Genomic DNA, 14,020 nt, shown 5'->3' with positions numbered 1-14,020 from the left:
TCGGGGAGCGACGCGGCCGGGGCGCTGCCCTCGCGCCCGCGCGCCGGGTCCGGGTGCCCGGACCGCGAGGTGTCCTTCGCCGTGGTCATCGCCCCACCGCCGTTCCGCCCGCGACGGGGACCGGCGCGGTGTCCTCGGGTGCTCCGGTTGGCTCGGTTGGCTCGGGTGCTCCGGTTGGTCCGCTGCCGTGCCCCCCGCCGCCGGACTCCGGGGCGGCGGGCCCCTCCGCGCCCCGTTCGTCCGCCTCGGCCGGGGTGAGCAGCTCCGCGATGTCCAGCACGTGGTAGCCGCGCATCGACGGCAGGCAGCTGCCCCGGACCGGGCCGATCGCCTCCGCCCAGTGGCGCGGAATGGCCGAGGCCCCGTGCAGCGCCCCGGCCAGGGCGCCCGCCACCGCGGCCGTGGTGTCGGCGTCGCGGCCCATGTTGACCGCGGTCAGCACCGCCGTACGGAAGTCGCCGCGCGCCGCGGCGAACGCCCCGAAGGCCAGCCCCACCGCCTCCGGGGCCAGGTCCGTCCACGGGTAGCCGCCGACGACCACGGCCGAGCGCACCGCGCGTTCCCTCGTGAGCCGGTCGGGGTAGGTGCGCTGGGCGGCCGTCACCGCGCGGCGCAGCGAACGAGCGGTCCAGGAGTCCATCGGTACGACGGAGAGCGCGGCCGCGATCACGGAGGTGACCCCGGCCCCCGTCATCGCGGCCGCCACCCCGGCCGCCACCGCCTGGCCGCCGTAGATGCCCTCGCCATCGTGGCTGACCCGGCCGTCCACCGCGACCAGCCGGGCCGCCTCGGCCGGGCGGCCCGCCGCGAAGACGCCGAACGGCGCCGCCCGCATCGCCAGACCGTCGCTCCAGGCGTGCCGGTGCTGGGCGGAGATCGGGGCGGTGAGTCCCCGGCGCAGGTTCTCCAGCGTGCCACGCTCGCTGAACCCGGCACCGCGGAACGGCCCCTCGTCCAGGTCCGCGATCCACAGCCGCCAGGCCCGCTCGACATGGGTCACGGTCAGGGCCGAACCGTGCCGGGCCAGCAGCAGCCCGGAGAAGATCGCGTACTCCGTGTCGTCGGTGCCCGCCGGGTCGTCGCTCACGAAGCTCTCGATCCGGCCCCAGCGGCGGCGGATCTCGGAGGGCCGCATGTTCTCCGCGGGGGCGCCCAGCGCGTCGCCGACCGCGAGGCCCAGCAGCGAACCCCTGGCCCGGTCGCCCGGACCGCCCCGGACCGTTTCGCCCGGGGCCGGCGCCCCGCGTACAGCCGCCCGCGTGCCGTCCGTGTGCGGCGCTGCCGGATTTCCTGCGATCAGCTCCATCGCGTCGACCCTTCGCTCGTACCGAGCCAGTTCCCGTACCTGTGGGATCTGTGCCACGCGAAGCCATGACAGAGGCCGATAATCGCAACAAAAGGGCCACTCGGATGACGGTCTTCGGACAGCAAGGCAAGCCGTACCTACCTGGTCACGGACAGTGGTAAGTACGGCCTGCCTTGCTGGCGGGGGCCATTTTTCGTGCGTACTTTCGATGGTGTCGAGCGGGGGCGGAGCGGGCTGGACCCGCTGCCGGAGAAGGGGAGAGCTGTGTCCATCATCGAGACCGACGCCGTACTGCACGAGGCGCACCGGGACAACCACACGCACCGCGATGTGAACGGTGGCTGGCTGCGGCCGGCGGTGTTCGGCGCCATGGACGGTCTCGTCTCGAACCTCGCCCTGATGACCGGTGTCGCGGGCGGTGATGTCTCGCACCGGACGATCGTGATCACCGGACTGGCCGGTCTGGCCGCGGGCGCCTTCTCCATGGCGGCCGGCGAGTACACCTCCGTCGCCTCGCAGCGTGAGCTCGTGGAAGCCGAACTCGACGTCGAGCGGCGGGAGTTGCGCAAGCACCCGCTGGACGAGGAGCGGGAGCTCGCCGCACTCTACGAGTCCCGCGGAGTCGAGCCCGGCCTCGCCCGCGAGGTCGCCCGGCAGCTGTCGCACGACCCGGAGCAGGCTCTGGAGATCCATGCCCGCGAGGAGCTCGGCATCGACCCGGGCGATCTGCCCTCGCCCCTCGTCGCGGCCGTCTCCTCGTTCGGCGCCTTCGCGCTGGGCGCCCTGCTGCCCCTGCTGCCGTACCTGCTCGGTGCGAACACGCTGTGGCCGGCCGTGCTGCTCGCCCTGGCCGGCCTCTTCGGCTGCGGTGCGGTGGTGGCCCGGGTCACGGCCCGCAGCTGGTGGTTCAGCGGACTGCGCCAGCTGGTGCTCGGCGGCGCGGCGGCCGCGGTCACCTACGGCCTGGGCATGCTGTTCGGCGTCGCCGTCGGAGGCTGAGGCACGACGAGGGCCGGGCCGGGATCGAAACCGCGATCCCGGCCCGTTACGTGTGCGCCATCTGTGTGACGTACGTCTTGGCAGCCGCCACTGGGCGGTACGGCCTCGCGCGACGTAAAATGAGACTCTATGCAGGACTACACATAAGTAGTCGTTACCCGGCGGTTTCGTTTGTGCTCCCGCCGGGCATGAGCCGTAGACACCGCAGGCAACGACGCCTGCTCTCTGCGGTCCCCCCCGGGCGCCGATCCTCCGACTGCGACCCACTCCACCGCCATCGCGGTGTCCGTATGTTGGAACGAGCTATCCGCTTCTTGAGAAGCGTCCCATCATGTAATCTGCACGAAATTTCGCAGAGGGCCAACGTCGTCCCTCGGCTGTTCATATGCCACGACGACGACGGGAGAGCCGATGCGCACCGACGCCTGGTCGCCCATGGACGGTCGCCCCGCCCAGCAGGGGATGTACGACCCCCGCAACGAGCACGACGCCTGTGGTGTCGGGTTCGTGGCCACTCTGACCGGTGTGGCCGGCCACGAGCTGGTCGAGCAGGCGCTGACCGTACTGCGCAATCTCGAACACCGCGGCGCCACCGGATCCGAGATCGACTCCGGTGACGGCGCCGGAATCCTGCTCCAGGTACCGGACGCCTTCCTCCGCGCAGAGGTCGACTTCGACCTCCCCGAGGCCGGTGCCTACGCCGTCGGCATCGCATTCCTGCCCGCGGACGACTCCACAGCAGCAGTCCGCGGCCTCGAGAAGATCGCTACCGAAGAGGGCCTGAACGTCCTCGGCTGGCGCGACGTCCCGGTCACCCCCGACATCCTCGGCAAGGGCGCCCGCGCCACCATGCCCGAGTTCCGCCAGCTCTTCGTCGCGGACGGCGAGAGCACCGGGATCGTCCTGGACCGCAAGGCCTTCGTGCTGCGCAAGCGCGCCGAGCGTGAGACCGGGGTCTACTTCCCGTCGCTCTCCGCCCGCACGATCGTCTACAAGGGAATGCTCACCACCGGGCAGCTGGAGCCGTTCTTCCCGGACCTCTCCGACGACCGGTTCGCCACCACGGTCGCGCTGGTCCACTCGCGCTTCTCCACCAACACCTTCCCGAGCTGGCCGCTCGCACACCCGTACCGCTTCGTCGCGCACAACGGCGAGATCAACACGGTCAAGGGCAACCGCAACTGGATGAAGGCCCGCGAGTCCCAGCTCGCCTCCAGCCTCTTCGGTCCGGAGCAGCTGGACCGGATCTTCCCCGTCTGCACCCCGGACGCCTCCGACTCGGCCTCCTTCGACGAGGTCCTGGAGCTGCTCCACCTCGGCGGCCGCTCGCTGCCGCACTCGGTGCTGATGATGGTCCCCGAGGCGTGGGAGAACCACGACTCCATGGACCCGGCCCGGCGCGCGTTCTACCAGTACCACTCCACGATGATGGAGCCCTGGGACGGCCCGGCCTGCGTCACCTTCACCGACGGCGTCCAGGTCGGCGCGGTCCTCGACCGCAACGGTCTGCGACCCGGCCGCTACTGGGTCACCGACGACGGCCTCGTCGTGCTCTCCTCCGAGGTCGGCGTCCTGGACATCGACCCCGCCAAGGTCGTCCGCAAGGGCCGCCTGCAGCCCGGCAAGATGTTCCTCGTCGACACCGCCGAGCACCGCATCATCGAGGACGACGAGATCAAGGCGTCCCTCGCCGCCGAGCAGCCCTACCAGGAGTGGCTGGAGACCGGCGAGATCGAGCTGGAGGACCTCCCCGAGCGGGAGCACATCGTGCACACGCACGCCTCCGTCACCCGCCGCCAGCAGACCTTCGGCTACACCGAGGAAGAGCTCCGCGTCATCCTCGCCCCGATGGCCCGCACCGCCGGCGAGCCGCTCGGCTCCATGGGCACGGACTCCCCGATCGCCGCGCTGTCCGCCCGCCCCCGGCTGCTCTTCGACTACTTCACCCAGCTGTTCGCGCAGGTCACCAACCCGCCGCTGGACGCCATCCGCGAGGAGCTCGTCACCTCGCTGCGCTCCACGCTCGGCCCCGCGGGCAACCTGCTGGAGCCGACCGCCGCGGCGTGCCGCAGCGTCACGCTGCCGTTCCCGGTGATCGACAACGACGAGCTGGCCAAGCTCATACACATCAACGCCGACGGCGACATGCCGGGCATGAAGGCCGCCACGCTCTCCGGCCTCTACCGGGTCGGCGGCGGCGGCGAGGCGCTGGCCGCGCGGATCGAGGAGATCTGCGGCGAGGTCGACGCCGCCATCGAGGACGGCGCCCGCCTGGTCGTCCTGTCCGACCGGCACTCCGACGCCGAGCACGCGCCGATCCCGTCGCTGCTGCTCACCTCGGCCGTCCACCACCACCTCATCCGCACCAAGCAGCGCACCCAGGTGGGGCTGCTGGTCGAGGCCGGTGACGTCCGCGAGGTCCACCACGTCGCGCTGCTGATCGGCTTCGGCGCCGCCGCGGTCAACCCGTACCTGGCCATGGAGTCCGTCGAGGACCTGGTCCGGGCCGGCACCTTCATCGAGGGCATCGAGGCCGAGCAGGCCATCCGCAACCTCATCTACGCGCTGGGCAAGGGCGTCCTGAAGGTGATGTCCAAGATGGGCATCTCCACCGTCGCCTCCTACCGCGGCGCCCAGGTCTTCGAGGCCGTCGGCCTCGACGAGGACTTCGTCGCCCAGTACTTCAACGGCACCGCCACCAAGATCGGCGGCGCCGGACTCGACGTCATCGCCAAGGAGGTCGCCGCCCGGCACGCCAAGGGCTACCCCGCCACCGGCATCTCCGCCTCGCACCGCGCGCTGGAGATCGGCGGCGAGTACCAGTGGCGCCGCGAGGGCGAACCGCACCTGTTCGACCCGGAGACGGTCTTCCGCCTCCAGCACGCCACCCGCAACCGCCGCTACGACATCTTCAAGCAGTACACCGACCGGGTGAACGAGCAGTCCGAGCGGCTGATGACGCTGCGCGGCCTGTTCGGCTTCGTCTCGGACCGCGAGGCGATCGACATCGAAGAGGTCGAGTCCGTCTCCGACCTCGTCAAGCGCTTCTCCACCGGCGCCATGTCCTACGGCTCGATCTCCCGCGAGGCGCACGAGACCCTCGCCATCGCCATGAACCAGCTGGGCGGCAAGTCCAACACCGGCGAGGGCGGCGAGGACGCCGACCGGCTGTACGACCCGGCGCGCCGCTCCTCCATCAAGCAGGTCGCCTCCGGCCGCTTCGGTGTCACCAGCGAGTACCTGGTCAACGCGGACGACATCCAGATCAAGATGGCGCAGGGCGCCAAGCCCGGCGAGGGCGGCCAGCTGCCCGGCCACAAGGTCTACCCGTGGGTCGCCAAGACCCGGCACTCCACCCCGGGCGTCGGCCTGATCTCCCCGCCGCCGCACCACGACATCTACTCCATCGAGGACCTGGCCCAGCTGATCCACGACCTCAAGAACGCCAACCCGGCGGCCCGCATCCACGTGAAGCTGGTCTCCGAGGTCGGCGTCGGCACGGTCGCCGCCGGTGTCTCCAAGGCACACGCGGACGTCGTCCTCATCTCCGGCCACGACGGCGGAACGGGCGCCTCCCCGCTCACCTCGCTGAAGCACGCGGGCGGACCCTGGGAGCTCGGCCTCGCCGAGACCCAGCAGACGCTGCTGCTCAACGGGCTGCGCGACCGCATCGTCGTGCAGACCGACGGCCAGCTCAAGACCGGCCGCGACGTCGTCATCGCCGCACTGCTGGGCGCCGAGGAGTTCGGTTTCGCGACCGCGCCGCTCGTCGTCTCCGGCTGCGTCATGATGCGCGTCTGCCACCTGGACACTTGCCCGGTCGGCATCGCCACCCAGAACCCGGTCCTTCGCGACCGCTTCTCCGGCAAGGCCGAGTACATCGTCAACTTCTTCGAGTTCATCGCCCAAGAAGTCCGCGAGATCCTCGCCGGGCTCGGCTTCCGTACGATCGAAGAGGCCGTCGGCCACGCCGAGCTGCTCGACACCGACCGTGCGATCACGCACTGGAAGGCCCAGGGCCTCGACCTCGCCCCGCTCTTCCACGTCCCCGAGCTGCCCGAGGGCGCCGTCCGCCACCAGGTCGCCGAGCAGGACCACGGCCTGTCCAGGGCCCTGGACAACGAGCTGATCAAGCTCGCCGCCGACGCCCTGAAGGCCGACAGCGCCGAGAGCGCCCAGCCGGTCCGCGCGCAGATCGCGATCCGCAACATCAACCGGACCGTCGGCACCATGCTCGGCCACGAGGTCACGAAGAAGTTCGGCGGTGCGGGCCTGCCCGAGGACACCATCGACATCACCTTCACCGGCTCCGCAGGCCAGTCCTTCGGCGCCTTCCTCCCCAGCGGTGTGACGCTGCGCCTGGAGGGCGACGCCAACGACTACGTCGGCAAGGGCCTCTCCGGCGGCCGCGTCATCGTCCGCCCGGACCGCGGCGCCGACCACCTCGCCGAGTACTCCACCATCGCGGGCAACACCATCGCCTACGGCGCCACCGGCGGCGAGCTGTTCCTGCGCGGCCGCACCGGCGAACGGTTCTGCGTCCGCAACTCCGGCGCCACGGTCGTCTCGGAAGGCGTGGGCGACCACGGCTGCGAGTACATGACCGGCGGGCACGCCGTCGTACTCGGCGAGACCGGACGCAACTTCGCGGCCGGCATGTCGGGCGGCGTCGCCTACGTCATCGACCTCAACCGCGACCACGTCAACGTCGGGAACCTCGGCGCGGTCGAGGAGCTCTCCGACGCCGACAGGCAGTGGCTGCACGATGTCGTGCGCCGCCACCAGGAGGAGACCGGATCCACGGTCGCCGAGAAGCTCCTCGCCGAGTGGGACAGCGCCGCCGGCGGTGCGTCCCGCTTCAGCAAGATCATCCCGTCCACCTACAAGGCAGTGCTCGCCGCCAAGGACGCCGCTGAGCTCGCCGGTCTCTCCGAGCAGGAGACCACCGAGAAGATGATGGAGGCGGCGACCAATGGCTGACCCCAAGGGCTTCCTGACCACCGGCCGAGAGGTCGCCGAGACCCGCCCCGTCGGCGAGCGCGTCAAGGACTGGAACGAGGTCTACGTTCCCGGCTCGCTGCTCCCGATCATCAGCAAGCAGGCCGGCCGCTGCATGGACTGCGGCATCCCGTTCTGCCACCAGGGCTGTCCGCTGGGGAACCTGATTCCCGAGTGGAACGACTACGCCTACCGCGAGGACTGGACGGCCGCGTCCGAGCGGCTGCACGCCACGAACAACTTCCCGGAGTTCACCGGGCGGCTCTGCCCCGCCCCGTGCGAGTCGGCGTGTGTGCTCGGCATCAACCAGCCGGCCGTCACCATCAAGAACGTCGAAGTCTCCATCATCGACCAGGCGTGGGACCGCGGAGACGTCACCCCGCAGCCGCCCGAGCGCCTCTCCGGCAAGACCGTGGCCGTCATCGGCTCCGGCCCCGCCGGACTCGCGGCCGCCCAGCAGCTGACCCGGGCCGGCCACACGGTCGCCGTCTACGAGCGCGCGGACCGCATCGGGGGCCTCCTGCGGTACGGCATCCCCGAGTTCAAGATGGAGAAGTCGCACATCAACCGCCGCATCGAGCAGATGCGCGCGGAGGGCACCAAGTTCCGCACCGAGGTGGAGGTCGGCACGGACGTCGACGCCGCCAAGCTGCGCCGCCGCTACGACGCCGTCGTCATCGCCGCCGGTGCCACCGTCTCCCGCGATCTGCCCGTCCCGGGCCGCGAGCTGAACGGTGTGCACTTCGCGATGGAGTACCTGCCGCTCGCCAACAAGGTGCAGGAGGGCGACCTGACGGTCTCCCCGATCACCGCCGAGGGCAAGCACGTCGTCGTCATCGGCGGCGGCGACACCGGCGCCGACTGCGTCGGCACCGCCCACCGGCAGGGCGCGCTCTCCGTCACCCAGCTGGAGATCATGCCCAGGCCGGGCGAGGACCGGAACGCCGGCCAGCCCTGGCCGACCTTCCCGATGCTCTACAAGGTCACCTCCGCGCACGAGGAGACCGAGGTTCTGGCGGGCCTCAAGGAGGGCGCTGAGCCGGGGCAGGGCCCCTCCTCGCCGAAGGCGGGTGAGGGACGGATCTACTCCGTCTCCACCACCCACTTCGAGGGCTCCGCGCCCGAAGAGGGACAGACCGTCGGCAACGTCCAGTCGCTCCACCTCATCGAGGTGGAGTTCAAGGACGGCAAGCTGGAGCAGAAGCCCGGCACCGAGCGGACGATCCCCGCCCAGCTGGTCACCCTCGCCATGGGCTTCACCGGCACCGACCAGGCCAACGGCCTGGTCCAGCAGTTCGGCCTGGAACTCGACGCCCGTGGCAACGTCGCCCGCGACGACGACTACGCTACTAACGTGGACGGCGTCTTCGTCGCCGGTGACGCAGGCCGCGGCCAGTCCCTCATCGTGTGGGCCATCGCCGAGGGCCGCTCCGCGGCACGCGGCGTGGACCGCTTCCTCACCGGAGCCAGCGCACTGCCGGCCCCGATCCGCCCGACGGACCGTTCCATGATGGTCTGATCACGGCACACCAGACGTCCCGTACAACGGCGTACGGAACTGAACGCGGCGCCTGCCCGTCCCCGACCGGACGATTCGGCAGGCGCCGTGGCGCGTCCCGGGGCAGGCGCACGGCAGGCTCAGCCCGTCAGCGCCGACGTCTTGAGGACCACCAGCAGCATCAGCACGGCGAACAGCACCACACACCCGGCGGTCTGGACCGTCGTACGGCGCTCCGCCGGGGCGTACGCGTAGACGACCGTCACCAACGCACCGGTCAGCAGCCCGCCCAGATGCCCCTGCCACGAGGTGAATCCCGCCGAGATCACCATCCAGACCAGGAACCCGGCCAGGAACCTGTTCACCGCGTGCATGTCCCGGCCCAGCCGCCGGTTGATGACGTAGAAGGCCGCCGCGAGCCCGAAGACCGCTCCCGAGGCGCCCACCGCGGTGTCCAGCGGTGCGATCAGGTACACCAGCACCGAACCGCCCAGCGCGGACAGCAGGTACAGCGCGAGATAGCGGACCCGCCCCAGCTGCTCCTCGACGACCCGGCCGAGGTTCCACAGCGCGTACATGTTGAAGACGATGTGCAGCACCCCGAACGGCACCGGGCCGAGGGAGGACTCGCCGGGTGGCAGGTGCAGGAAGGCACTGGTCAGCAGCCGGTACCACTCACCGCCCACCACCCCGATGACATCGAGGCCGGGGTAGCCGCCGGTCACGTAGACGTACTGGCTGCCGTCCGGACCGGCCAGCCCCGCACCCGTCATCCCGAACCGGTCGACGATCCCCGGGCGCACCAGCTCGACCAGGTACACCAGGATGTTCAGGCCCATCAGCACATAGGTGACGAGCGGAACCGTACTCCTGGCCACCGCCCCGCCGAAGACCGTCCGCGCCTGGCGGACCGAACGCCGCCCCTCCTTCACGCACTCGACGCAGTGGTGGCCGACCGCGGCCTCGCGCATGCAGTCCGGGCAGATGAAGCGCTCACAGCGGGTACAGCTCACATACGTCTCGTACGAGGGATGGCGGTAGCACGTGGTGATGGCGGCCTCCATGGCCGGCTCCTTCATCGGTGGACGGGCAAGAGCGGCCGGTGGGGGGCGGCGGCGATCAAGATAGCGAACCCCCGGGAGTACGGACCATCCGGGCTTAGGCTCGGGGTCCCGAACCCGTCGAGACTGGAGAACCCGCATGACCTCCGAGGCGTTCCGGATCCTGCGCGCGGCCGGCCGTGCGCAGGTGCCCTGGAAGAACGGCGGGGGAGTCACCCGCGAGATCGCCGCGTCCCCCGGCGCGGCGGCCGGCACCTTCGACTGGCGGGTCAGCCTGGCGGACGTGACCGAGGACGGGCCGTTCTCCGCGTTCCCCGGCGTCGACCGCACCCTGACCGTGGTGGAGGGCGCCGGGATGGACCTCATGGTGGACGGTGAGCACCACATCGTCGACGAGCCGTACTGGCCCCACGACTTCCCGGGCGACGTGGAGACCGACGGACGGCTGCTGGCGGGCCCGGTCGTCAATCTCAACGTGATGCACCGCAGGGACCGTACGCGGGCCGAGGTGGCGGTCGTCCGCGGCACCCTGCGGCTGATGGCGCCCGAGGGCGGGGCGGTGCTGGCCGTGGCACTGGAGGACGGCGCCGTCATCGACGGTACGGACACCGGACTCGGCTGCTACGACGCGGTGCTGCTGCACGGCCGGGCGTCGTGCGTGCTGCGGACGCAGGGATGGGCGGCGCTGATCACGCTGACGGGACACGGGCCCGGCAGCCGGTAGCGGCACCGGGAGGCACCCGAACGGGTGGTCCGCGACAGCCGGCAAGAATCCGGACAGAGGATGTCGGGATTCCGGAGTTCGATGAACCCATGACATCGAACTCCTGGGCAGATTTCCGAACCGCGGAGCCGGACTTCGCGGACGCCGTGCGACACCGCTTCCAGCAGTACAGGCACCACGTCCTGGCGACCCTGCGCAAGGACGGGTCGCCCCGGGTCACCGGCCTCGAAGTGGAGTTCCGGCTGGGTGAGCCGTTCCTCGGCATGATGCCGAACTCCCGCAAGGCGCTGGACCTGCGCCGCGACCCCCGCTTCGCCGTGCAGGCCAACCCCGGCCCCGACGCCGAGATGGCCGACGGGGACGTCCGGATCTCCGGACGGGCGGTGGAGGTGACCGACCCCGTGGTGCTGGCCCACTTCATCGACGAGGTGAAGCCGCCGGAACCCTTCCACCTCTTCGGGATGGAGCTGACCGAGGTGGTGCACACCGGCCTCGAGGGCGGCGACACCCTGGTCATCCGGGTCTGGCGCCCCGGCCGGCCGCTGCGCTCCTTCCGCAGGGGCAACGACGACGGCTCCCTGTCCGAGACCTCCTGACGGGCCCGGCAGGGCGCCCCTGGGGCCGGCAGGGCGGCGGGGGAGGCGACCGGGCGGAGAATGGGCGGGTGCCTACCAAGAAGAAGCCACAGGCGACGCCTTCCCCCGAGCGGCGCGGCGAACTGCTCGCCACCGCCGCCGAGGTGTTCGCCGCGCAGGGATACAACGCCACGACCGTCCGCAGGATCGCGGACGCGGCCGGAATGCTCGCGGGCAGCCTCTACTACCACTTCGATTCCAAGGAATCGATGGTCGACGAGATCCTCTCCACCTTCCTGAACGAGCTCTGGGAGGGGTACGACGCCGTTCTCGCCGCCGGGCTCGGCCCCAGGGAGACCATCGAGGCCCTCGTCACCGAGTCCTTCCGCGAGATCGACCGGCACCGTGCAGCCGTCGCCATCTACCAGAAGGAGTCCCAGCACCTGGCGGCCCAGCCGAGGTTCCAGTACCTCGCCGACTCCCAGCAGAAGTTCGAGAAGGCCTGGCTCGGCACCCTGGAGCGCGGCGTCGCCGACCGGGTCTTCCGCGACGACCTCGACATCCGCCTCACCTACCGGTTCGTCCGCGACACCGTCTGGGTCGCCGCCTCCTGGTACCGGCCGGGCGGACAGCACAGCCCCGAGGAGATCGCCCGCCAGTACCTGTCGATGGTCCTGGAGGGGATCGCCCTGCGCGGCTGAGGCGGTCCGGGACCTCTGGTGATCTTCGAACGGCTCCGACCCGTACGCCCCAAGGGTTCACTCGGAAAACAGCCGGCCGGCGGCGTGGCGTGTCCCACCGCTGGTCGGCAGATCGTGCTACGGTGGTCCGGTTGCAGTTTTGGTACCCATGAACTTTATGTGCGCCTGACGGGAATGCTTCCTCAGGCGCTTTAATGTTTTCCGGCTTTCTCCGGGTGGGGCTCAATGCGGCGACTTGGAATTCGTAAAGTGCGGATTTCCGGCACTGCACCTGTTTTAGGAGAATGACATGGCTACTGGAACCGTGAAGTGGTTCAACTCGGAAAAGGGCTTCGGCTTCATCGAGCAGGACGGCGGCGGCGCTGACGTCTTCGCCCACTACTCCAACATCGCCACCCAGGGCTTCCGTGAGCTCCAGGAGGGCCAGAAGGTCTCCTTCGACGTCACGCAGGGCCAGAAGGGCCCGCAGGCGGAGAACATCGTCCCGGCCTAATTGCCGGACGCGTACCTCGCAGCCGGGGCCCGCACCGTGAAGGTGCGGGTCCCGGCTTGTGCTGTCCCTGGGAAGTACGGAAGTCCCGGGCGCCGTCGAGCGCCCCGCACCGGGTGCGACGAAGCACCCCGGGTGTTCCGGGCCCCCGCGCACCGCGTGCCGCAGTCCGCATTCCGCGCAGGCCCCGGCAAGTCCCAGCAGTCCCACGTAGTTCCCAGGAATCCCCAGGAGGGCAATTCCGTATGACCCGCTCCGAACGTCAGGACCGTCCCGCCCGCAATCGCCCGTCGAGGGGGCGTGGCACGGCCCAGGCAAAGGCAACCGCACAGGGTTCCGGCAAGGGATCCGGCAAGGCGTCGCCGCGCCGCAAGGCCACGCCGCCGCAGGGTGAGTTCGCCCTGCCCGAAACCATGACCCCCGCACTGCCCGCCGTCGAGGCGTTCGCCGAGCTGGACATGCCCGCCGCCCTGCTGAAAACCCTTGCCGCGCAGGGCGTCACCGACCCGTTCCCGATCCAGGGCGCCACCCTGCCGAACTCGCTCGCCGGCCGGGACATCCTCGGCCGCGGCCGTACCGGCTCCGGCAAGACCCTGGCCTTCGGCCTCGCGCTGCTGGCCCGCACCGCCGGACGCCGCTCCGAGCCGAAGGCGCCGCTCGCCCTCGTCCTCGTCCCGACCCGCGAGCTCGCCCAGCAGGTCACCGACGCACTGACGCCGTACGCGACGTCCGTCAACCTGCGGATGGCCACCGTCGTCGGCGGGATGTCGATCAGCAAGCAGTCCGGCACCCTGCGCCGCGGCGCCGAGGTGCTCGTCGCCACGCCCGGCCGACTCAAGGACCTCATCGAGCGGGGTGACTGCCGTCTCGACCAGGTCGCCATCACCGTCCTCGACGAGGCCGACCAGATGGCCGACATGGGCTTCATGCCGCAGGTCGTCGCCCTGCTCAAGCAGGTCGAGGCGGACGGGCAGCGAATGCTCTTCTCCGCGACCCTGGACAAGAACATCGACCGGCTGGTCAAGATGTTCCTGACCGACCCCGTCGTGCACTCGGTCGACCCGTCCGCCGGTGCGGTCACCACCATGGAGCACCACGTGCTCCACGTGCTCGACGAGACCGACAAGAAGGTCGTCGCCACGAAGATCGCCGCTCGCGAGGGCCGGGTGATCATGTTCGTCGACACCAAGCGTGCCGCCGACCGCTTTGCCAAGCGGCTGCTCGCCAGCGGTGTGCGGGCTGCCGCCCTGCACGGCGGCCGCTCGCAGCCGCAGCGCAACCGGACCCTGGACCAGTTCAAGAACGGCCAGGTCACCGCGCTCGTCGCGACGAACGTGGCGGCGCGCGGCATCCACGTCGACGACCTCGACCTGGTCGTCAACGTGGACCCGCCCACCGACCACAAGGACTACCTCCACCGCGGCGGGCGCACGGCGCGCGCCGGGGAGTCCGGCAGCGTCGTCACGCTGGTGCTGCCCGAGGAGAAGCGGGAGATGACCCGGCTGATGCAGGACGCGGGCATCGCGCCGCGCACCACCCGGATCAAGTCCAGCGACGAGGAGCTCACCCGGATCACCGGGGCGCGTGAGCCCTCCGGTGTCGCCATCGTGATCGAGGTCCCGCAGCCGACCCAGCCGAAGCCGCGCACGCTGCCCGGCGGCACGGGGT

Annotated in this window: 10 protein-coding genes; 8 read left to right on the top strand and 2 right to left on the bottom strand. The window is 70.7% G+C overall.

Annotated features, from left to right (window positions below; genetic code table 11):
- Positions 1–85: 85 nt before the first annotated feature.
- Positions 86–1,306: an ADP-ribosylglycohydrolase family protein gene (locus tag J1C73_RS02565; RefSeq protein WP_242643608.1), complete on the bottom strand. Its 1,221-nt coding sequence runs from the start codon at positions 1,304–1,306 to the stop codon at positions 86–88.
- 264 nt (positions 1,307–1,570) lie between these two features.
- Here J1C73_RS02565 and J1C73_RS02560 point away from each other — a divergent pair, with 264 nt between their 5' ends.
- The 3 genes from J1C73_RS02560 (at position 1,571) to J1C73_RS02550 (ending at position 8,822) form a co-directional block, all read left to right on the top strand.
- Entirely contained in the window at positions 1,571–2,305 is a 735-nt protein-coding gene (locus J1C73_RS02560; protein ID WP_207314883.1) for a VIT1/CCC1 transporter family protein, read from the top strand.
- 411 nt (positions 2,306–2,716) lie between these two features.
- A complete protein-coding gene (gltB, locus tag J1C73_RS02555; RefSeq protein ID WP_207314882.1) occupies positions 2,717–7,285 on the top strand; it encodes a glutamate synthase large subunit in 4,569 nt (1,522 codons plus the stop codon).
- Complete coding sequence (locus J1C73_RS02550) at positions 7,278–8,822, top strand: glutamate synthase subunit beta (protein ID WP_207314881.1); 1,545 nt, start codon at positions 7,278–7,280, stop codon at positions 8,820–8,822. The genes gltB and J1C73_RS02550 overlap by 8 nt, the downstream gene beginning before the upstream one ends.
- 119 nt (positions 8,823–8,941) lie before the next feature.
- Here J1C73_RS02550 and J1C73_RS02545 read toward each other — a convergent pair whose 3' ends face one another.
- Positions 8,942–9,865 (bottom strand): rhomboid family intramembrane serine protease, encoded by a 924-nt coding sequence (locus J1C73_RS02545; RefSeq protein ID WP_207314880.1) that lies wholly within the window; start codon positions 9,863–9,865, stop codon positions 8,942–8,944.
- Between the two features lie 136 nt (positions 9,866–10,001).
- Here J1C73_RS02545 and J1C73_RS02540 point away from each other — a divergent pair, with 136 nt between their 5' ends.
- The 5 genes from J1C73_RS02540 to J1C73_RS02520 form a co-directional block, all read left to right on the top strand.
- Positions 10,002–10,586, top strand: coding sequence for a HutD/Ves family protein (locus tag J1C73_RS02540; RefSeq protein ID WP_207314879.1), 585 nt, complete (start codon positions 10,002–10,004; stop codon positions 10,584–10,586).
- Between the two features lie 89 nt (positions 10,587–10,675).
- Positions 10,676–11,182, top strand: coding sequence for a pyridoxamine 5'-phosphate oxidase family protein (locus J1C73_RS02535; protein WP_207314878.1), 507 nt, complete (start codon positions 10,676–10,678; stop codon positions 11,180–11,182).
- A 68-nt stretch (positions 11,183–11,250) separates the two neighbouring features.
- The gene (locus J1C73_RS02530) at positions 11,251–11,862 is read left to right on the top strand and encodes a TetR/AcrR family transcriptional regulator (protein ID WP_207314877.1); all 612 of its coding nucleotides are present in this window, start codon (positions 11,251–11,253) and stop codon (positions 11,860–11,862) included.
- A 289-nt stretch (positions 11,863–12,151) separates the two neighbouring features.
- Positions 12,152–12,355 carry a cold-shock protein gene (locus J1C73_RS02525; protein ID WP_015607926.1) on the top strand — a complete coding sequence of 68 codons (204 nt, stop codon included), beginning with the start codon at positions 12,152–12,154 and terminating at the stop codon, positions 12,353–12,355.
- A 242-nt stretch (positions 12,356–12,597) separates the two neighbouring features.
- The coding region (locus J1C73_RS02520; protein WP_207314876.1) for a DEAD/DEAH box helicase at positions 12,598–14,020 on the top strand (1,423 nt) is incomplete at its 3' end.

It is taken from the genome of Streptomyces laculatispora, from assembly GCF_017353455.1.
Classification (GTDB): Bacteria; Actinomycetota; Actinomycetes; order Streptomycetales; family Streptomycetaceae; genus Streptomyces; species Streptomyces laculatispora.
The sequence above is the reverse complement of the archived record's forward strand: the minus strand, read 5'-3'. Positions and strand labels throughout refer to the sequence as shown.

Coding starts and splice junctions, on each gene's coding strand:
- J1C73_RS02565 (WP_242643608.1), bottom strand. CDS start 1,306: ATGGAGCTGATCGCAGGAAATCCGGCAGCGCCGCACACGGACGGCACG.
- gltB (WP_207314882.1), top strand. CDS start 2,717: ATGCGCACCGACGCCTGGTCGCCCATGGACGGTCGCCCCGCCCAGCAG.
- J1C73_RS02550 (WP_207314881.1), top strand. CDS start 7,278: ATGGCTGACCCCAAGGGCTTCCTGACCACCGGCCGAGAGGTCGCCGAG.
- J1C73_RS02545 (WP_207314880.1), bottom strand. CDS start 9,865: ATGGAGGCCGCCATCACCACGTGCTACCGCCATCCCTCGTACGAGACG.
- J1C73_RS02540 (WP_207314879.1), top strand. CDS start 10,002: ATGACCTCCGAGGCGTTCCGGATCCTGCGCGCGGCCGGCCGTGCGCAG.
- J1C73_RS02535 (WP_207314878.1), top strand. CDS start 10,676: ATGACATCGAACTCCTGGGCAGATTTCCGAACCGCGGAGCCGGACTTC.
- J1C73_RS02525 (WP_015607926.1), top strand. CDS start 12,152: ATGGCTACTGGAACCGTGAAGTGGTTCAACTCGGAAAAGGGCTTCGGC.